General features: G+C 70.3%; 16 protein-coding genes, 1 tRNA gene and 1 rRNA gene. 10 read left to right on the top strand and 8 right to left on the bottom strand.

The genetic code is table 11. The annotated features are described in order from the left end of the window. The first annotated feature begins 362 nt into the window (after window positions 1-362). The 8 genes from IT355_02670 (at window position 363) to IT355_02635 (ending at window position 8,711) form a co-directional block, all read left to right on the top strand. The gene (locus IT355_02670) at window positions 363-893 is read left to right on the top strand and encodes a PAS domain-containing protein (GenBank protein MCC7052141.1); all 531 of its coding nucleotides are present in this window, start codon (window positions 363-365) and stop codon (window positions 891-893) included. Further along, window positions 875-2,182: a hypothetical protein gene (locus tag IT355_02665; protein MCC7052140.1), complete on the top strand. Its 1,308-nt coding sequence runs from the start codon at window positions 875-877 to the stop codon at window positions 2,180-2,182. The genes IT355_02670 and IT355_02665 overlap by 19 nt, the downstream gene beginning before the upstream one ends. Window positions 2,183-2,443: 261 nt before the next feature. Continuing rightward, window positions 2,444-3,697, top strand: coding sequence for a hypothetical protein (locus IT355_02660; GenBank protein ID MCC7052139.1), 1,254 nt, complete (start codon window positions 2,444-2,446; stop codon window positions 3,695-3,697). A gap of 37 nt (window positions 3,698-3,734) precedes the next feature. Further along, window positions 3,735-4,337: a hypothetical protein gene (locus tag IT355_02655; protein MCC7052138.1), complete on the top strand. Its 603-nt coding sequence runs from the start codon at window positions 3,735-3,737 to the stop codon at window positions 4,335-4,337. Then, the gene (locus IT355_02650) at window positions 4,334-5,629 is read left to right on the top strand and encodes an Ig-like domain-containing protein (GenBank protein ID MCC7052137.1); all 1,296 of its coding nucleotides are present in this window, start codon (window positions 4,334-4,336) and stop codon (window positions 5,627-5,629) included. The genes IT355_02655 and IT355_02650 overlap by 4 nt, the downstream gene beginning before the upstream one ends. Then, the gene (locus tag IT355_02645; protein MCC7052136.1) at window positions 5,626-6,594 is read left to right on the top strand and encodes a hypothetical protein; all 969 of its coding nucleotides are present in this window, start codon (window positions 5,626-5,628) and stop codon (window positions 6,592-6,594) included. Before IT355_02650 ends, IT355_02645 begins: the two co-directional genes overlap by 4 nt. A 55-nt stretch (window positions 6,595-6,649) precedes the next feature. After that, entirely contained in the window at window positions 6,650-7,636 is a 987-nt protein-coding gene (locus IT355_02640) for a pyridoxal-phosphate dependent enzyme (protein MCC7052135.1), read from the top strand. 85 nt (window positions 7,637-7,721) lie between these two features. Beyond that, window positions 7,722-8,711 (top strand): aldo/keto reductase, encoded by a 990-nt coding sequence (locus tag IT355_02635; GenBank protein ID MCC7052134.1) that lies wholly within the window; start codon window positions 7,722-7,724, stop codon window positions 8,709-8,711. Between the two features lie 43 nt (window positions 8,712-8,754). On the opposite strand, the gene IT355_02630 is transcribed toward IT355_02635, so the two are convergent. The 5 genes from IT355_02630 to IT355_02610 all read right to left on the bottom strand — a co-directional run bounded on the left by IT355_02630 (window position 8,755) and on the right by IT355_02610 (window position 15,671). Further along, window positions 8,755-9,969 (bottom strand): beta-lactamase family protein, encoded by a 1,215-nt coding sequence (locus tag IT355_02630; protein MCC7052133.1) that lies wholly within the window; start codon window positions 9,967-9,969, stop codon window positions 8,755-8,757. A gap of 380 nt (window positions 9,970-10,349) precedes the next feature. Then, a complete protein-coding gene (ggt, locus tag IT355_02625) occupies window positions 10,350-12,092 on the bottom strand; it encodes a gamma-glutamyltransferase (protein MCC7052132.1) in 1,743 nt (580 codons plus the stop codon). Between the two features lie 629 nt (window positions 12,093-12,721). After that, window positions 12,722-14,302: a hypothetical protein gene (locus tag IT355_02620; protein MCC7052131.1), complete on the bottom strand. Its 1,581-nt coding sequence runs from the start codon at window positions 14,300-14,302 to the stop codon at window positions 12,722-12,724. Next, window positions 14,299-15,225 (bottom strand): ABC transporter ATP-binding protein, encoded by a 927-nt coding sequence (locus IT355_02615; GenBank protein MCC7052130.1) that lies wholly within the window; start codon window positions 15,223-15,225, stop codon window positions 14,299-14,301. Before IT355_02615 ends, IT355_02620 begins: the two co-directional genes overlap by 4 nt. Beyond that, the gene (locus IT355_02610; GenBank protein MCC7052129.1) at window positions 15,222-15,671 is read right to left on the bottom strand and encodes a GntR family transcriptional regulator; all 450 of its coding nucleotides are present in this window, start codon (window positions 15,669-15,671) and stop codon (window positions 15,222-15,224) included. Before IT355_02610 ends, IT355_02615 begins: the two co-directional genes overlap by 4 nt. 307 nt (window positions 15,672-15,978) lie before the next feature. Here IT355_02610 and IT355_02605 point away from each other — a divergent pair, with 307 nt between their 5' ends. Together IT355_02605 and IT355_02600 are read left to right on the top strand one after the other, a co-directional pair. Continuing rightward, window positions 15,979-16,218, top strand: coding sequence for a hypothetical protein (locus IT355_02605; protein MCC7052128.1), 240 nt, complete (start codon window positions 15,979-15,981; stop codon window positions 16,216-16,218). Window positions 16,219-16,223: 5 nt separating this feature from the next. Then, window positions 16,224-16,571: a DUF885 family protein gene (locus tag IT355_02600; protein MCC7052127.1), complete on the top strand. Its 348-nt coding sequence runs from the start codon at window positions 16,224-16,226 to the stop codon at window positions 16,569-16,571. Between the two features lie 109 nt (window positions 16,572-16,680). On the opposite strand, the gene IT355_02595 is transcribed toward IT355_02600, so the two are convergent. The 3 genes from IT355_02595 to IT355_02585 form a co-directional block, all read right to left on the bottom strand. Continuing rightward, window positions 16,681-16,754: transfer RNA gene (locus IT355_02595), tRNA-Ile, on the bottom strand. 173 nt (window positions 16,755-16,927) lie between these two features. Continuing rightward, complete coding sequence (locus IT355_02590) at window positions 16,928-17,377, bottom strand: hypothetical protein (protein MCC7052126.1); 450 nt, start codon at window positions 17,375-17,377, stop codon at window positions 16,928-16,930. A gap of 843 nt (window positions 17,378-18,220) precedes the next feature. Next, window positions 18,221-18,318, bottom strand: a 16S ribosomal RNA gene (locus tag IT355_02585); the annotation flags it as partial.

Here is an 18,318-nt window from a genome sequence, read left to right as displayed (position 1 = left end):
CCGCTTCCGCCCGCTGGCATTCTCCCGGTGCTGGCAGACCTACCGGGAGGCGACCGCGTGCTGGCGCCGCACTCCAGGATCGCACGGGCCCACGACGATGCACCGGGCATTCCGTCGGCACCGACACTTCCCCCCTCACCCGCGGCCGGCTCCATCGACCGCGTGACATCGAGTCGAGTCGAGACGCGGCGAGCAGCCCGGGCAGTCGTCCCGGACTCTCGCCGCGCTTTGTTCCGCCCGGCGCGCCAGGCGCACATGAGCGCGATCTCACCATGGCGCGCTGCAGCTCCAGCGCCGCCAGGCCGACACCAGCAGCAGGGATTCCTGCAGCGAGACACCCGGACCGGGCTGGCACACGCATCATGGCGACGGCACGACTGGACATCACGCGCTCCGGACGCGAACGCGTCTTCGGGGATGACGAGATCATCGTCAGCAAGACCGACGTGCGCGGGCGCATCACCTACGCGAACGGCGTCTTCGTGCGCGTCTCGGGATACCCGGAATCGGAGCTCCTGGGCGCGCCGCACAGCATCGTGCGCCATCCCGACATGCCGCGTGCCGTCTTCCGATTCCTGTGGGAACGCCTGATGGCCGGGCACGAGGTGTTCGCCTACGTGAACAACATGGCCAGCAACGGCGACAACTACTGGGTGCTCGCACACATCACGCCCAGCCACGCACCCGACGGTGCGATCATCGGCTTCCACTCCAACCGTCGCGTGCCGGATCGCGACAAGGTCGCCAGGGTCACCCCGTTGTACGCGGCCCTCCTGGCCGAGGAGCAGCGGCACGTCGACCGCAGCGCCGGCCTCGAGGCCTCGTGCGCCATGCTGGCTGACACGCTCCGGTCGGCCGGGATGACGTACGACGAATGGGTCTGGTCGCTGTGAAGGCGCCACCAACGGTGCGCGCGCCGCGCGCAGGCAGTCGCCCGATCGCACCCGCTGCCCCCGGCGATGGTGGCGCCGCGCTGCGTGCGGAGGTGGCCACGCTCCGCGCCGAGCTCGATGCGTACCGCACCGGCATCGCCTCGATCTGCACGGTGGCACGCGAGGCCGCCGCCGGCAACCTCGAACCACGCGTGCTCGGCATCGCGCACGACAGCCCGCTCGGCGAGCTGGCCACCTGCGTCAACCACCTGCTCGACCTTTCCGACGCCTTCGTGCGCGAGGCGAGCGCCTCGCTGCAGCACGCCTCCGAGGGCAAGTTCTACCGGCGCGTGCTGGTGCGCGGGCTGCTCGGCTCGTATCGCACCGCGGCGACGCTGATCAATGCCGCCACCGCGCAGATGCACGGGGCCACGCAGAAGCTCCGCGAGGCCCGGAACGCACGGTTGCGGCTGGCCGACGAGTTCGAGGCGGCCATCTCCGTCGTCGTGCACAGCGTCGCCGCCGCCGCCACCGAGGCGCGTGCCACGGCGCAGGGCCTCTCCGGCACCGTGGACGAGACGTCGCGCCAGAGCACCACCGTCGCGGCCGCCGCCGAGGAGGCGTCGCGCGGCATGGACACCGTCGCCGCCGCCGCCGAGCAGATCACCGCGACGTCGGGCGAGATCGAGCGGCAGGCCGTGGAATCGAGCGACCTCTCGCGCGAGGCCGTCGCGGCGGCGGTGCGCACCAGCGAGACCGTCTCGTCCCTGCTCGCCACCTCGGGCCAGATCTCGCGCGTGGTGAAGCTGATCAACGACATCTCGAGCCAGACCCGCCTGCTCGCACTGAACGCCAACATCGAGGCGGCACGCGCCGGCGCGGCGGGCCGCGGATTCGCGGTGGTCGCGGCGGAGGTGAAGAACCTCGCCACCAAGGCCGGCGCGGCGACGGCCGAGATCGAGCGGCAGGTCGATGCCATCCAGGGGGCCACCGGCGAGGTGGTGCTCGCCATCGACGGCATCGGCAGCACCATCACGCGGATGCACGACCTCTCGCGGTCGGTGACCGGCGCCGTGATGGAACAGCGCAGCGCGAATGGCGAGATCAACCGCAGCATCCACGAGGCGGCCCTCGGCACGCGCGACGTGACGCGGGCGATCAGCACCGTCTCCAACGCCGTGCGCGACAGCGGCGAGGCGGCCGGCCAGATGCTCGGCGCGGCGGATGAGCTCTCGCGCATGGCCGAGTCGCTCCGGACCGAGGTGGATCGGTTCCTGGTCGTGATCCGGGCGGGTAGCGACCGCGGCTGAGCATGGCGGCGTCCGCCGGTCCGCAACCCGCCGGTGCGGGCGGCCACCACCGGCGCGTCGGCCGCCCGCGCCGCAGTGCGCGAGGAGCGGAAGCCCGGCGCAAGCCGTATATTTCGGGGCGTGGGGACAGCAGAGCGTCCCGCACCACGGGCACTGCGGCACGATCAGCGCAGGTGGGTGTCTGACGGGCAGTCCCGTGGCCGCGGCCGGTCGCACGATGCCGTGCGCTCGTTCCCGTCCCGACCCGCCCTCCCGCCCGACATGTCCCAGACGCTCACCGCCACCTGCCCCGCCTGCAAGGCGCAGATCAGCGAGGACGATCTCACCTGCGCCCACTGCGGCGCCGGGGTGAACGAGGCGTGGCCGGAAAGCACCGGGCGGGCGCCGCTGATCCTGCCGGGCAACACCGGGCTCAGCGCGGACCTGTTCCAGGGGAAGGTGTCACCAGTCCGCGTCATCGCCGGCGTGGCCGTCGGTGTGGCCGTGCTCGCCGGCGGGTTGCTGCTCTCGTCGTCACTTGGCGACAAGGAGGACGACGGCGAGCCGGCCGCGGTCGCAGTGTCCGCCGGCAGCGCGTTCGCCGACTCGCTGCCGCCCGACACCGCCACCAGCCCCTACGCACGTGGGGCCGAGCCGGCGGTCACGGTGCCCGCAGCCGCACCGGCGCCACGCGACTCGGTGGTCGCCGCCGCCACGGTCGTGCCGGAGCCGGCACCTGCCCCGCCTGCGGTCGCACAGCCGTCCACGCCGCTCGCCAGCGACGCGCCGGCCACGCCGACGCCGGACGAGCCCACCGCCGCGAACGCCGTGCTCCGGTTGCAGCCGCTCGTGAGCGACACGCTGCGCCCCGGCGAGTTGCTGCAGCTCCGGTGGGCGGTGCGTGACCGTGAATCGGGTCGCACGGTGCGAGCGCCGGTGGAGTTCACGAGCACCAACGCCGACGTGTTGTTCGTGGATCGTCGCACGGGGGCCATCACTGCCGTCAATCCGGGCCGCGCGCGGATCATCGCCGACGCGGGCCGGCTCGGGCAGCGCAGCGTGACGCTCACCGTGTTCGCCCCGCCCCAGCCGGTGGTCGTCGCACCACGCGTGGCGCCAACCCGCACCGCCACGGTCGCCGAACCACCGCCGTCGGTCGCTGCCGCACCGGTGGCCATTCCCACGCCGCCGCCGGCCGCACGCGAGCCCGCACGACCGGAACTGCCGGGCAGCGACGACATCCGCAGCGTCGTCGACCGCTTCGTCGCCTCGGTGCGCGCGCGCAACGTGCGCAACTTCGAGCTGATGCAGTTCCTCGCCGACGGCGCCGATCACCGCGTCACGCTCGCCAGCGGGCCAAGCACGATCAGTTCGACCGCCTATGCCGTGCGCGTGACGTTCGAGATCCGCCTGTCGAAGTATGACGCCGCCGGCCGGCCGGTCTCGCGCGTGGCGTCGGTGTCGATGGACGTCGAGAAGCGCGAGTCCGGTGTCTCGAGCTCCGCGCTCGCCATCGGCGCACTCCGCCGCCCCTGACCACCGCGCGCCACCCCTCCCGCCCCTGAACCACCGCATGCACCACACCTCGCGCGGCCCCCGACGCCCCCGGCTCGCCGCGGCCCTCCTGCCGGCGGCGATGCTCCTCACCCTCCCGGGCATCGCCCGCGCACAGTCGGCGCAACCCTTCGCGGTGCAGCTCTCCGGGCTCGTGACCACGGCCGAGGCGGCGGGCAAGCGCGTCGCCGGATTCGGCGTCGAGCTGCAGCAGCGCTTCAACCGCGTCTATGCCAGCGAGACGTTCGGTGCTGCGTCGATCGGCATCGGCATGCAATACACCGTGCACACCCGTGCGCAGGACAAGCTCAAGATCACCGGCGTCTTCATCGAGCCCCGCTGGGTGCCGCCCACGGGCTCCAGCCAGGTCTTCCCGTACCTCTCCGCCCGCGTCGTCGTGCAGCGACTCCGCGGCGAGTTCCAGTTCGCGGAGGAAGGCAGCACCAACGGCAGCATGATCGGGCTCGGCGGCGGGCTGGCGGTGAAGCTGTCGCGGATCGCCAACGTCGACGCCGGCGTGCAGCTCGTGCGCCAGCAGTTCGGGTCGCTCGGCGTGCTGAACTTCACGCCGTACATGACCTACGCCGCCAAGGTGGGCATCAGCCTGGGCTACCCGCGATGACGGCACGGCGCGGGTGGCTGGCAGCGCTGGCCTGTGCCGCCCTGCCGCTGCTTCTCGCCGCCTGCTCGAGCGATGCCGATCCCGCGAGCTGCGGCGGGATCGTCGAGCCGCGCCGCGTGCTGGTGCCGTCGCCCCCCACGCTCACGATCGACGCCGGCACCGACAGCCTCCTCCGCGCGACACTCACCGGCGGCTGCAGCACCGACGACCGCACGCTGACCTGGGAGTCCAACAACACCAGCATCGCCACCGTGGACGCCGCCGGACGCCTGCGCGCGCTCAGCGCCGGTGACGTCACCATCGTCGCGACCATCGGCAACGGCCTCGCACGCGCGAGCGTGCTCGTCACCGTCAGGCCGCGCGTCGCCACCGTCCTCGCCGTCACGCCGGCGCTCGACACGCTCTCCCCCGCCGGATCCCGGCCGCTGGCCGCCACCGTGCGCGACCAGAACGGCGCGCTGCTCGCCGCCGGCGTCGCCTGGCGGTCGCTCACCCCCGAGCTCGCAACGGTGACCAGCGCGGGCGTCGTCACCGCCACCGCCAACGGCGTCGCGAGCATCGAGGCCGCCACCCAGCGCCTCGGCGCCGACTCGCTGCGCGACACGGTGGAGATCGTCATCGTCCCCGCGTGCAGCATCGTGCGCGCGGTGCCGCTCGGCACCACCGTCACCGGCACCTTCGATGCGTCCACCTGCCAGAACCTGCACGGCTTCAAGGCGGCGAACCAGTACTCGGTGACCACCACCGCGCAGGCCTATTACGCGCTCCGGCTCGTGCCCGCCTCGCCGCTCACGGCGGGCCTGGTGCCGATGAACATCGGCTCGGCGCTGTATGCCCTCCCCGCGGCCGACACCGCCGTCACCGCGCTGGCCGTCGTCCGCGCCGGCACGGTGGGCTTCCTCGTCACGGCGCCATCACTCGCGCCGGGCAGCTACTCGGTGGTGACCGAGCTCGATCCCGACCCGCGCCTCACCTGCGCCACCACCGATGTCACCACCGGCGTCAACTTCCGCACCGCGCTCACGCCGGCGTGCACGGCACGTGACCTCCGCATCCTGCCATCACTCGGCGTCGGGCAGCAGGTGCGCATCACTGCGTCGGCCGTGGGCTTCCCGGTCACCATCGAGCTGCGACACGCCACCACCAACGTCGTGATCCAGCGCGCCACCGCAGCCGGCGCCGCCGGCACGGCCACCATCGCCTTCACCAACGGCACCGTGCGTCCCGTGATCCTGCGGGTGAGCGGCGCTGCCGGTGCCAGCGACTTCGTGACCGTGGTGCTCGCGCTGTGACCAGCCAGGATGCGCCGCCGGCGCGGGTGATCCCGGCCGCGAGCATCCGCGAGGCGCTGGTGGGGCTGGACCTCCTCCCCGACATCGAGGCGGCGTTCGTCGCGTACTCGCAGGGACGTGCCACAGTTCCCCCTGTCGGTGAGCTGCTGTTCGACGCCCCCGAGGGTGACTGTCACATCAAGTACGGTCACCTCACCGACGGCGCGTCCTTCGTGGTGAAGGTCGCCACCGGCTTCCCCGGAAACCCGGCGCTCGGCCTGCCGGGATACTCGGGCGTGATGCTCGTCTTCAGCGCGCACACCGGCATGCTGCAGACCGTGCTGCTCGACGGCGGCCACCTCACCAACGTCCGCACCGCCGTCGCCGGCGCGATCGTCGCGAGGCACCTCGCACCGCAGCGGGTCGAGCGCATCGGAATCTTCGGCACCGGCGTGCAGGCGCGAATGCAGCTCGAGGCCATCGCCCCCGTCGTGCGCTGCCGACACGTCAGCATCTGGGGGCGGCATACCGAGGCGCTCGAGGCCATCCGCCGCGAGATGACCGACGCCGGATTCGACGTGACGACCACCCGCGATGTGCACGAGGCCGCACACGGCGCGCAGGTGCTCGTCACCACCACCGCCAGCCGCACGCCCTACCTGGACACCGTCGATGTCCGGGCCGGCGCACTCATCGTCGCGATGGGCTCGGACACCGAGACGAAGCAGGAGCTCAGCGCGGCGCTCTGCGGTCGCGCGGACCTCTTCGTGGTCGACAGTCGCTCCCAGTGCCTCACACGCGGTGAGCTGCATCATGCCATCGCCGCCGGCACCCGCACGGCGGCCTCCGCAGTCGAGCTGGGCGACGTGATCGCCGCGCGAGCAGCGGGGAGGCGCAACGACGGGGACCTGGTCATCGCGGACCTCACCGGCGTCGCCGTGCAGGACATCGCCATCGCCACCGCCGTCGCCCGCGCGCTGGCCTGACTGAGCGGCGTTCGCGCCGCCGGCACCCGCAGCGCCGCACCTTCCCGAGCCAGCCATGACCACACCACAGGTCGATCCCGCCCTCACCGACGCCATCGCGCAGGCAGACCGTCGCATCCGGCCCACCGTGATCGAGACGCCGGTGGTCGAGTGGCCGCAGTACGCGGAGCGCACGGGCGGCCCCGTGTTCGTGAAGGCCGAGCACCTGCAGCGCACCGGCTCATTCAAGCTGCGCGGTGCCACCAACGCGGTGCAGCAGGCCATCCCGCTCGGCCGCACCATCGCCACTGCCAGTTCGGGGAACCATGGCATCGCGGTGTCGAGCGCCCTGCGTGCGGCCGGTCACGACGGTGTTGTGTTCCTGCCCGAGAACGTGGCGCCGGCCAAGCTGGATGCGGTGCGACGCTCCGGCGTGCGCGTCGAGCTCTTCGGCACCGACAGCAACGACACCGAACAGGAGGCGCAGCGCGTGTCGAGGGCCGAGGGCTGGCACTACCTCTCGCCGTACAACGATCCCGATGTGGTGGCCGGCCAGGGCACGGTGGGAACGGAGCTGCTGCGACAGCTCGGCCGCATCGACGTCGTGTATGTAAGCGTTGGTGGCGGTGGGTTGATCAGCGGCGTGGCGGCCGCGCTCAAGGCTGCGAACCCCGGCGTGCACATCGTCGGCGTGTCACCCGCCAACTCGTGCGTCATGCACGCCTCGGTGGCAGCCGGCCGCATGCTCGTGCAGGAATCGCTGCCGACCTTCTCCGACGGCACCGCCGGCGGCGTGGACCTCGACAGCATCACCTTCCCGCTCTGCCAGGCGCTGGTGGACGACTGGCTGCTCGTGAGCGAGACGGCGATCGCGCGATCCATCCGCGACCACATCGACGACCTGCACCAGCTCGTCGAGGGGTCGGCCGGCGTGGCGTTCGCGGGACTCCTCCAGCACGCGGCGGCCGATGCCCGGTTCGCCGGCGCGACGCGCGTCGCCATCTCGTGCGGGCAGAACATCGGGCGGGCGCGGTTGCTGGAGGTGCTGGCCGCGGCCGATTGACGGTCGCCCGGTTCACCTGCCACCTCCCCGCCACGCGCGACCCGCGAGGCGGAACGCCATCCACAGCCACGACGGAGCAATCCCCATGCAGCAGCGCACCCTCGGCACGAGTTCCCTGCAGGTTTCCGCCCTTGGGCTCGGGTGCATGGGCATGAGCTTCGGGTACGGCCCTGCGTCGGACCGCGGCGAGATGATCGCCCTGCTCCGGGCCGCGGTGGACCGGGGCGTCACGTTCTTCGACACCGCGCAGGTCTATGGGCCGTTCACGAACGAGGACCTCGTCGGTGAGGCGCTGGCGCCGGTGCGCGACCAGGTCGTGATCGCCACCAAGTTCGGCTTCCGCTACGATGACGACGGCAATTCGGCGGGACTCTGCAGCCGGCCGGACTACATCCGCCAGACCACCGAGGCCTCGCTGCAGCGGCTGCGCGTGGACACGATCGACCTGCTCTACCAGCACCGCGTGGACCCCGCCGTGCCGATCGAGGATGTCGCCGGCACGGTCCGCGACCTGATCGCCGAGGGGAAGGTGAAGCACTTCGGCCTGTCGGAGGCGGGCGTCGGCGTGATCCGTCGCGCGCACGCGGTGCAACCGGTGACGGCGCTGCAGAGTGAGTACTCGCTCTGGTGGCGCGAGCCGGAGGCGGAGATCCTCCCGCTGCTCGAGGAACTCGGGATCGGCTTCGTGCCATTCAGCCCGCTCGGCCGCGGGTTCCTCACCGGTGCCATCGATGCCAGCACCACGTTCGACAGCACCGACTTCCGCATGACGGTGCCGCGGTTCACACCCGAGAACCGCGCCGCGAACCAGGCGGTGGTGGACCTGCTCGCCAGCATCGCCGCCGGACTCCATGCCACGCCGGCGCAGGTCGCACTGGCCTGGCTGCTCGCGCAGAAGCCGTGGATCGCGCCGATTCCCGGCACGCGCCGGCTCACGCGCCTGGACGAGAACCTCGGCGGCGCCACGCTGGCACTCACGCCGGACGACGTGCGCCGTATCACCGCGGCCGCGGACGCGATCGCCGTGCAGGGGGCGCGCTACTCGGACGCGGCGCAGTCCACCATCAATCGCTGAGCGGCACCGCGGCCTCCGGCCGGCACGGCGCCGGTGCCGTCCGTCAGCGCCGGTACAGCGGGAAGACCTGTTTCGTCACCCGGTCCACCAGGCCACCGATGATCACGTCGATGTGCGGCGTCGCGCCGGGGGACCCGGGTGGCACGCCGGCGTCGCCGCCTGGTGCGGTGTTGAACACCGCCACCACGCCCGCCCTGCTGGTGGGGTCGATGTAGAAGAAGGCGCGAAATCCCGCCTGGCTGCCCGTGTGGCCCACCAGCCGCAGCCCGTTCCGCTCCTCGAGAAAGAAGCCCAGACCGAGCGAGTCACGGCTCCCCGCACGCTGCGGCACCACACCGCGCCACATCTCCTCCAGCGAGGTCCGCGCCAGCACGCCACGTGCATCCGCCGACAGCCCCGGCGCGTCCGCGAGGAACTGCAGGTAGCGCACGATGTCGCCCACCGGCGCATTCAGGCCGCCGTTGGCCACGGTGATGCCGGTGTCGAAGTCCAGCCCCTGCGCCACCGGGGTGCCCGCGACGGTGAGGTAGTTGTTCGACCGGTGCGGCAGCAGGTGGTACGGCGTGCGGTCGAAGTAGCTCGACGCCATGCCGAGCGGGCGGAAGAGGTTCTTCTCCACGTACGTCTCGTACGCCTCGCCCGCGTGGTGTTCGAGGGCGCGCCCGAGGTAGACGTATCCGGGATTCGAGTATCCGTACTGCGTGCCCGGCGCGAACAGCACCTCGGTGTACGGCATCATCGCCACCAGCTGCGACCATTCGGTTGGCTCGAACGGCTCCCACGGCTTACCGTTGCCCCACGGCCAGGTGCCGTTCCGGAAGCCGGCGGAATGTGACAGCAGCTGCCGGATCGTGATCGCGTCCATCGGCCCGAACGCGTTGTGCACCGCCCGCAGCTCCGGCACCGTCCGCAGGATCGCGTCGTCGAGCGTGAGGCGACCGCGGTCACGTTGCTGCATGATGGCCACTGCCGTCAGCGTCTTCGTGACCGACCCCCAGTGGAAGATCGTGCGGTCGTCCACCCTCCGCTGCGTGGCGAGGTCCGCGAACCCGAAGTGCTCGCGCGCGAGCACCGTGTCACCGGGGAAGAAGGCCATCGACCCACCGACCATGCCCTCGGCGGCGAGCGTGGCGTGGAAGAACGCCCGAACCGGCGCCCAGGCGGCCGCGAAGCTGCGCGGCGCGGGCTGGGCGTCGAGCGACGCGGCGCCGAGGGCGAACGCGGTCGCGATGGCAGCGCGGCGCGGGATGGTCGACATCCGGCGAATATGCCAGCCGCCCCCCGTCCCCGCCACGTTCGAGGGAACTCCGGTGGCGGGAAATCCGGTGACAGACAGGGAATCCGGTGACAGTGCACGAATTCCCGGGAACCCGGTGACAGTGCACGAATTCCCCGGGAATCCGGTGACAGTGCACCAATTCCCGTCCCCGCCACGTTCGAGGGGAAATCCGGTGACAGGGGAGATCCGGTGACAGTGCACGAATTCCCTGGGGGATTTCGTGCACTGTCACCGGATTTCTCTGGGAATTGGTGCACTGTCACCGGATTTTGTCACCGGATCTTGGGGGAATTCGTGCACTGTCACCGGATTTCTGTCCGTGCACTGTCACCGAATTTCCGTCACCGAATTGCAGCGATTCAATACCCCCGCGCCAGGCCCCGTCCGCGCGGTTCGGTCACGCCGCTCCACCGCCCGCCTTCGCGATGGATGCTCTGCACATTCGCGAGGAACCCCCACGGCGACAGCTTCACGCCATGGCCGAGCGGACGCATGAATGCGGTGGCGCTGTCGGCCCATGCGGTGGCTTCCACCACCAGCGAATCGGGGATGTCCTGGTGATGGAACTGCGGGGCCGCCATCGCCTCGCCGAGGGTACGGTGGTGGTCCACCAGGCTCACGATCTGGTGCGCGACTGCCGTGATGATGTAGGCGCCCCCGGCGGCGCCCGTCACCAGCTCGACGCGGTTCGCGCTGTCGAGCATGATGGTCGGCGTCATGCTGGAGAGCATCCGCTTGCCAGGCGCGATCGCATTGGCGCTGCCCTGCACCAGTCCCATCGCATTCACCGCCCCCACCTTGGCGGTGAAGTCGTCCATCTCGTCGTTCAGCAGGAACTCGCCACCCGGCACCGTGAAGGCGGCGCCATAGCTCTCGTTGAGCGTGGTGGTGATGGCCACCGCGTTGCCTGCCGCGTCCACCACCGAGAGGTGCGTGGTGTGCCGGGGCTCGCGCGGGGCCGCCGCAGCACCGCCACCGGACGACACGCTGCCGATCTCCGCGCGCAACGCGGCCGCCGTGTCGGCGGACAGGAACGACTCCTCCTGGATCCGCATGAACGCCGGGTCACCGAGCAGCATGTTGCGGCGCGCAAAGGCACGACGCTCGGCCTCGGCCAGGAGGTGGATGGCTTCGGGCGTGCGCCAGCCGAGCGCGGCGACGTCCCGGCCCTCGAGGATTCCCAGGATGAGCGCGAGCGTGAGTCCGCCGGACGACACCGGCGGCATGGAGATGACCTGGTGGCCTCGATAGGTGAACGTGACCGGCTCGCGCCACACCGGCTGGTAGGTGAGCAGGTCGGCGAGCGAGATGATGCCGCCGCTGCGCCGCATCGCGGTGGTGATCAGCGCCGCCGTCTCACCCTTGTAGAATCCGTCCCGACCGCGATCGGCGATGCGCTGCAGCACCCGGGCGAGGCCGGGCGCGCGCCAGGTCTCGCCGAGCCGGCGGAACTTCCCGTCGCGCAGGAAGAGTGCGGCACTGGCCGAGTCCAGCGCGAGGCGGTGCGCGCCGCTCTCGTCGTCATCGCTGAATGCGGAATCGATCGCGAAGCCGTTCGCGGCCAGGGCGATCGCGGGGGCGACGAGTTCGGCCCACGGGCGGCGGCCATACTTCCGATGCGCCTCGTAGAGGCCGGCGACTGACCCTGGCACACCGGCGGCGAGCGCCCCGGTCACGCTGCGGTCGGTCACGTATCCGGCCGCGTCGAGGTACATGTCGCGCGTGGCAGCGCGCGGGGCCGTCTCGCGGAAGTCGAGTGCGACGTTGCGACCGTCGATGCGCGCGAGCAGGAACCCGCCGCCACCGATGTTGCCGGCAGCGGGGTAGGTGACGGCAAGGGTCATCGCGACGGTGACGGCTGCATCGATGGCGTTGCCGCCGTCGCGGAGCACTGCGAGGCCGGCCTCGGTGGCGTAGGGGGAGGCGGAGACCACCATGGCCGAGTCCGCGGTGGCGACGCGGGCCGGTCGCGAGGGGAGTCGGGCGGGCGCGGTTGCTGGCGGTGCGTCCGACGCCGGCCTGGCGGGCGCCTCCATCGGCTGGCAGGCGGCGGTGAGGGCGGTCGCGGCGAGCAGCGTGATCGAGCGCATGGGTGAGGGCATGGCGCGAAGATAGCGACGCGCGCGGCGGTGGCCGTGCCATGCGGGGGGGCGTGCCATGCGCGAGGGCGTGCCGGCTGCACCGCGCGTCCGCGAACGCGACGAGGGCGGTGCAACGGAACCGTTGCACCGCCCTCGTGACAGCCTCCCGGGAGTGGGCCTGCGAGGAGTTGAACCTCGGACCTCACGTTGATCAGGCGACAGGAGTGCCTGACAGCAGGGTGCAATGAACCGAACAGATACTGAATCAGGGGCGCCGGCGCACCGCGTACGACGAACTCAGCAAGACTGCGATGGGCGCCGTTGTTGCCAACTCCGTTACGGGTGGGCGGAGCTCCATCGAGGAATCGTGAGGTCCGTCGTGGTCTTGGGGAGAAATGACTCTGAGTCCTTGTCATCCTTTTGGTGCAAAGGACTCTGAGTCATTGTCATCCTTCTGGTCCAAAGGACTCTGAGCCCTTGTCATCCTTCTGGTCCAAAGGACTCTGAGTCCTTGTCATCCTTTTCACCTCAGCTGCCGACCGCGCCCCTCCCGCCAGCAGCTGGAGCTGGAGCTGGAGCCGGTGCCACTTCACTTGCCGCTCGCGACTCAGAGTCCGGTTGGCTCCCAGAGTCCGGTTGGCTCCGACTGCTCACTCACGGCGGCCCTCCGACTTGGCGCTTCGGTTGGGCGCGTGCGGCACCGCGACGCTGGGACTGCTTCGCCATCCACGGCCTGCAAGCCGGGGGGCCGTGACCAGCAGCACGGAGCCGTCGCGCCACGATTCGAGCCCGCCCAGACGCGGATGCTGCGGATCCTGCAGCCCGAAGTCGAGTGTGATGCCCGAGTGCCGCATTCCACCCGGCAGGCCGGATGTCCACGTCGGATCCGTCTCGCGTGAATGAGTCAACGGCACCACCTCCCCGCGCGCCGTGTTCAGCAGCGCATACGCGTTGAAGCCGAGCTCGGGGGAACGTGTGAAGTCATCGGTCACTCCCGACAGTCGTGCCCTGATGGTCACGCTCGAATCCCTGATCGCCTGCGAGATGATGCGGACGCGATTCCGTGGAGCCGCAGCCCCTGCCGCGTTGCGCAGCGGTACACGCATCACCTCGACACCGGTTTCCGTGACGACCCACGCCCGGATCGCGAGACGCTCGAGATGTCCGCACACGCGCCCGGAATCCGCAGGGGTCACCGCGAATTCGAGGGGAAACGTGACTGCGCCGGTGTCAGGACCCAGGCCCACGACGCGAAGCTGACTGCGCTGGCGATCGGTCAGGAGCAACGGCCCGTAACCATCCGGCAGTGGCACGAAACTCGACGTCGACAACGAGAGCTTCAGCGTCGAGCCATCATCGAGCGCGACGTCGAGCGTCGGACGACGCAGCCCCACGCGCAGGCCGACGGGCGGCCCCTTCAGTGACACGGGCACAGCGAGCCGCCCTCCCTCGCACACGGGCGGTGTCGTGAGCGGAAGCGTCAGCGAGACGGAATCGAGGGTGTGTGTCGGGTCATACTCGACCATGCCTTCCCCGGGCATCGAGCGCAAGCCGAAGACGGGAAAGAGCATCGCAAGTGCTCCGGTGCCCAGCGCCGCACCGCGTGTCAGCACCGTCGTCTCGCGCGTGTGATATCGCCGCACGAGGAAGGCCGTACATCCCACTACCAGCAGCGTCACCGCAGACCACCAGAGGGACGGAGCCATGCTCTTCTGCGGGAGATCGTAGATGGCGCGGCCGGCAAAGGCAAACCCCAGCGTGCCGGAGACAACGGCACCGATGCTCGTCATCGTCCCGAACACCGATGCCGCGAGCGCCATCCCGAGCAGCGTCAGCGTCAACACCGGATACATCGCGTGCGCGCCATCCCAGCCGATCGGCCCGAGCTGCCACGCCGCGCGAATCACGAGTGTCGCCGCGCCGTAGGCGGCGACGACTGACAGGACGTAGAGCAGCTTTGACGCCGCCACGGCGGATGACTGCAACGGCACGACCGCCCAGAAGGCGTCGGCCCGGGTCGTATCGTCTGCGTGCACGGCGCGCACCGTCGCAAGCACCGCGAGAACCGTGGCGATCAATCCCACCGGTGACAACGCAGTGTGCATCGCCGGCGGCCACTCCAGGGCGCGCGCCACCGCCAGGCACAGCACCGCGGCGTACAACGCCAGCAAGAACCACGTCCGGCGCAGGTCACGCCGGTGTACATGCCACACCTGGTGCATCCATGTCATGCAGCCTCCGACTGTGTCGCGTCACGCCGCGTGCCCCGTACCACCGACGAGTACAAGTCCCGCAATGACAGGTCCTCGACCGTGATCGAGTCGGCGCCGGCAAAGCGCCGCTGCAGCATCCCGGCATCCAGCGGGGTCCGTGCGCCGTCAGCCACGATGCTCAGCACGCGACCCGCACGCTGCGTCTCCAGCCAGCGTTGCTCACCAGCGAACGCATCCAGCAGGGCATCACCACCCACCATCGTCACCCGGCGATACCGCTCCCGCACCGACTCCATCGATCCCGCCACGCGCACACGCCCCGCCGTCATGATCACCACGTGGCTCAGCACCGACTCCACCTCGGCGATGTCATGTGACGCCAGCAGCATCGTCGTGCCGGATGACGACGCGATCGACAGCAGGACGCGCAGGATCTCATCCTTCGTCACCACATCGATGCCCGCGAGGGGCTCGTCCATGATCAGGACACGCGGCTGTGCCGCCAGCACACACAGCAGCGCGGCCTTCATGTACTCCCCCCGGGACAGCGTCGTGAGACTGCGCCCGGCGTCCAGCGCGAACCGCTCACGGAGCGATGTCGCAAGCGCCGCATCCCAGCGCCGGTGCAGTGGCGCAACCCACCGCTCCAGCGCCTGCAGCGTCATGTCCTTCGGCAGGCGCACCGACTCGGCCACGTAGCCGACCACACCGCTGACGATCAATGCGCGCCGGGCAGTGCTCGCACCATCAATGAGCACACGCCCCGACAGCGGTTCGCGCAGCCCGGCACAACACTGCAGCAGGGTCGTCTTCCCCGCGCCGTTCGTGCCAAGGAGCCCGAGGATCGCACCCGACGGCGCTTCGAGGGACACGTCGTGCAGCGCGTCACGAGTGTCGCGCCCGTAACGGTACGACGCGCCCTCCACCGTGACGGTCGTCATCGCGCCCTCCCGCTGCGGCGGTTTGGCCCGGTCACGTCACCGCCGTCCGTCCCCGTCAACCGAGGCGTGCCGAACACCGCCGTCCACGTCGTCTCGACGTCCGTCACCAGCGCATCGCACTGCATGCCAAGGCGTCGCGCCTCGACGACCAGCTGCTCGACGCTCGCGTGCAGGGCGCGCCTCCGGTCTTCGTCAGGCGCCCGTGGGCCAGCGGTCACCACCGTCCCCACGCCAGGCTTGACCGCCAGGAAGCCATCACGCACCAACTCCGCGATCACCTTCTGGACCGTGTTGGGATGGAGCTTGAGCGCCTCGCTCAGCTCGCGGACGGAGGGGAATGGGTCACCGGGCCGCATGACACCGGCGAGGATGGCCTTCGTGGCGGCGAAGACGACCTGCCTGACGGGCGACTCGCCGGGCTGGATCAGGATCGGGAAGGGAAGCATAGGTGTACCATGTATCCTGTTACACTTGGTGTCAAGCCCTGATCGACCAGCCCCACCCCGGCTTGCAACGTGCCCGGCGGCCACCCACCGCCGGCTACCGCTGGCTGACACGGTGGCATACGACGCTCGACACCGATCCCGCCCGCGTGCACGCCATCGGCCTCCGCGAGGTGGCGCGCATCGAGCGTGGGATGGCCGCGATCCGCTACGACTCGGCTTTCGCGGCAGCAGGGCGGAGTTTCACGCCCAGCTGGCGAAGGATCCGCACCTCTTCGCGACCACGCCCGAGCAGTTCGGCGAGCGCCTGATGATCCACCCGAACCGGCTGGACCCGCTGCCCGACAAGGCCTTCGCGACGCGACCACGCGCCCGAGGCGACGTGCGCCGCCTCGCGCCGGAACCGGAGCCCGCGATGACGTTCGTATACGACCAGGAGCCGACGCGCGCCGACTCGATGGGGCACTACTTCTGCAACGGCACCAAGCGGGCCGAGCACAGCCTGCTCACCGCGGCGCCGCTGATCGCGCACGAGCTCTCTTCCAGGTGAACCTGGTGCGCGAGAACCCCGAGCTTCCGGCGTTCCGGAAGCGCTCCTACACCGCGTATGGCGAGAGGTGGGGCGACTACGCGTCGATCGTGGCCCACATGCGGGCGCATGTGCTCGAGTCCGACACGCAGATCGCCAGCGAGTCGCTGCGCTACAGCACCGACATCCCCGGCCAGGCGCTGGCGCACAGGATTGGCAGCAACGGATTCGTCCGGCTGCGCGAACGGGCACGGGCGCAGCTTGGTGAGCGGTTCGACCTGCGTGCGTTCCACGACCGGGTGCTGGGCTGTGGCATGTTGCCGATGTCGGTGCTGGCGCAGCAGGTGGACGGCTGGATCGCGTCGCAGCGGTGAGCGGGCGCACCGGGACCGGGTGCGCATAGGGCGGCACGGGCTGGACCGGCCCGACGCACGAAGGCGCCACAGCGAGTTCCGCTGCGGCGCCTTCAGACTGTCCCGGGAGTGGGCCTGCGAGGAGTTGAACCTCGGACCTCACGCTTATCAGGCGTGCGCTCTAACCACCTGAGCTACAGGCCCCAAGAACCTCACAACCTATTCCCGATCGGCCCGTTGCGCAACGCGTGCGGCGGCCGGGCGCGGAGGTCACCGACCGGAGCTGCGTCGCCCCGTCCGGCCTCCCGCAACTCCCCGGACCGCCGCTGGCCCGCCTACGCTGGCCCGTGTACGCTGGCCTGTGTTTCGTCGACGACCTACGGCCGTGCCGTGCCCTGTGGCCACGCCGGGGCACCGGTCGCCTTGTCGCGCAGGACGACCTTCGCCTCGCCCTTCTTGATCTCACTGGCGATCAGCGCCGGCTTGCCCTCCATCATCACCTTCGAGCCGCTGATGTCGATCACGTCACCGGCAGCGAGGGTCACCGAGTTGGCGGTGAGGAACTCGGCCGGTGCGAGCCAGGCGGTGAGCGAGTCGTTGCCGGCGGCGAACACCGCGCTGAGCGACGAGCCGGTGCCCGAGGCGGCCTTGACCGTGTCCACGCGGACGACGGTCACGCCGGTGAAGGCGACGTGCTGTGTGGCGTCATACATGCCGGCGCGGCTGCGGGCTGCCGCGCTGTCGGTCTGGGCCGTCGCAACCGACATCGGCAGCACCACGGCTGTGACCAGCGCGAGGGCCGAACGAAGAAGTGACGTACGTGTCATGTGGGAACTCCTGCGAACAAAGGGAACTCTGGCGCAGGACACTCCTGCGCCCGTCGTGCGATGTCCCCCTGCAAGGCATGCGTCGTGCCTTGCATGCCACGTCGACCGGCACCATCCCTGCCGATCCTCACCGCGCGGTCAGCCCCGCGTGGATTCGGTGCACAATGCACGGAACCCGTCGAGACGGGCCGAGCGACGGCCGAGCCCGCACGGCGCGTCGCGCGGCAGCGCCGTGACCGGCAGCCCGCCGCTGCGCCTCCCGTTCGCACGACGGGGTGCCGCACGCCGTCCCGCATCGCGCCCCGCGTGCGGGGCCGGTTCTTCCCTGCCCCAACCCTCCGCGCCGCGTATTCGCCATCCGGTGCTCCCACCGCCCTGCAGTCCTCCGTCTCGCGTGCAGCAGTCTCGCGTGCAGCGTTCTTGCCTTCAGTAGTCTTGCGTGCAGCAGTCTCGTTTGCAGCTCTCTGGCGTTCAGCGGTCTTGCGTACAGCAGTCTTGCGTTCAGCAGTCTCGCGTGCAGCAGTCACGTGTGCAGCAGTCTTGCGTTCGGCAATTTTGCGTTCTTCAGTTTTGCGTTCTGCAGTTTTGCGTTCTGCCGTTCTGCCGTTCCATAGTTCCACAATTCCAGCGTTCCACAGTTCCGCAGGTCCGCAGGTCCGCGTCCTGCCGTCGCGCAGTGGACGCGGATCCAGCAGGGCCATGACGCACGACGCCCCCGGCACTCGAGAGAGCGCCGGGGGCGAGGTGTATATACTGGCAATTGAGAGAGGGCGCGTGGTGATGCGACTACTGAGTCACTTTCAGCCCGGCCGGTTGCCCGGCGGGTCTACTCGTGGACTCCGTTAAGGAGGTGATCCAGCCGCAGGTTCCCCTACGGCTACCTTGTTACGACTTCGCCCCAGTCATGATGCTCGCCTTCGGCCGCTTGGCCCCGTGAGGGT

The organism is Gemmatimonadaceae bacterium (assembly GCA_020851035.1).
Lineage (GTDB): Bacteria > Gemmatimonadota > Gemmatimonadetes > Gemmatimonadales > Gemmatimonadaceae > JACMLX01.
Note: the sequence above shows the minus strand (reverse complement) of the source record. Positions and strands in the feature narration are given on the sequence as shown.

Excerpts from the sequence above, each read along its gene's own strand:
- IT355_02605 (MCC7052128.1), top strand. The coding sequence starts at position 15,979 with ATGATCCACCCGAACCGGCTGGACCCGCTGCCCGACAAGGCCTTCGCG.
- IT355_02610 (MCC7052129.1), bottom strand. The coding sequence starts at position 15,671 with ATGCTTCCCTTCCCGATCCTGATCCAGCCCGGCGAGTCGCCCGTCAGG.
- IT355_02630 (MCC7052133.1), bottom strand. The coding sequence starts at position 9,969 with ATGTCGACCATCCCGCGCCGCGCTGCCATCGCGACCGCGTTCGCCCTC.
- IT355_02660 (MCC7052139.1), top strand. The coding sequence starts at position 2,444 with ATGTCCCAGACGCTCACCGCCACCTGCCCCGCCTGCAAGGCGCAGATC.
- IT355_02655 (MCC7052138.1), top strand. The coding sequence starts at position 3,735 with ATGCACCACACCTCGCGCGGCCCCCGACGCCCCCGGCTCGCCGCGGCC.
- ggt (MCC7052132.1), bottom strand. The coding sequence starts at position 12,092 with ATGCCCTCACCCATGCGCTCGATCACGCTGCTCGCCGCGACCGCCCTC.
- IT355_02665 (MCC7052140.1), top strand. The coding sequence starts at position 875 with ATGGGTCTGGTCGCTGTGAAGGCGCCACCAACGGTGCGCGCGCCGCGC.
- IT355_02590 (MCC7052126.1), bottom strand. The coding sequence starts at position 17,377 with ATGACACGTACGTCACTTCTTCGTTCGGCCCTCGCGCTGGTCACAGCC.
- IT355_02615 (MCC7052130.1), bottom strand. The coding sequence starts at position 15,225 with ATGACGACCGTCACGGTGGAGGGCGCGTCGTACCGTTACGGGCGCGAC.
- IT355_02650 (MCC7052137.1), top strand. The coding sequence starts at position 4,334 with ATGACGGCACGGCGCGGGTGGCTGGCAGCGCTGGCCTGTGCCGCCCTG.
- IT355_02635 (MCC7052134.1), top strand. The coding sequence starts at position 7,722 with ATGCAGCAGCGCACCCTCGGCACGAGTTCCCTGCAGGTTTCCGCCCTT.
- IT355_02670 (MCC7052141.1), top strand. The coding sequence starts at position 363 with ATGGCGACGGCACGACTGGACATCACGCGCTCCGGACGCGAACGCGTC.
- IT355_02620 (MCC7052131.1), bottom strand. The coding sequence starts at position 14,302 with ATGACATGGATGCACCAGGTGTGGCATGTACACCGGCGTGACCTGCGC.
- IT355_02640 (MCC7052135.1), top strand. The coding sequence starts at position 6,650 with ATGACCACACCACAGGTCGATCCCGCCCTCACCGACGCCATCGCGCAG.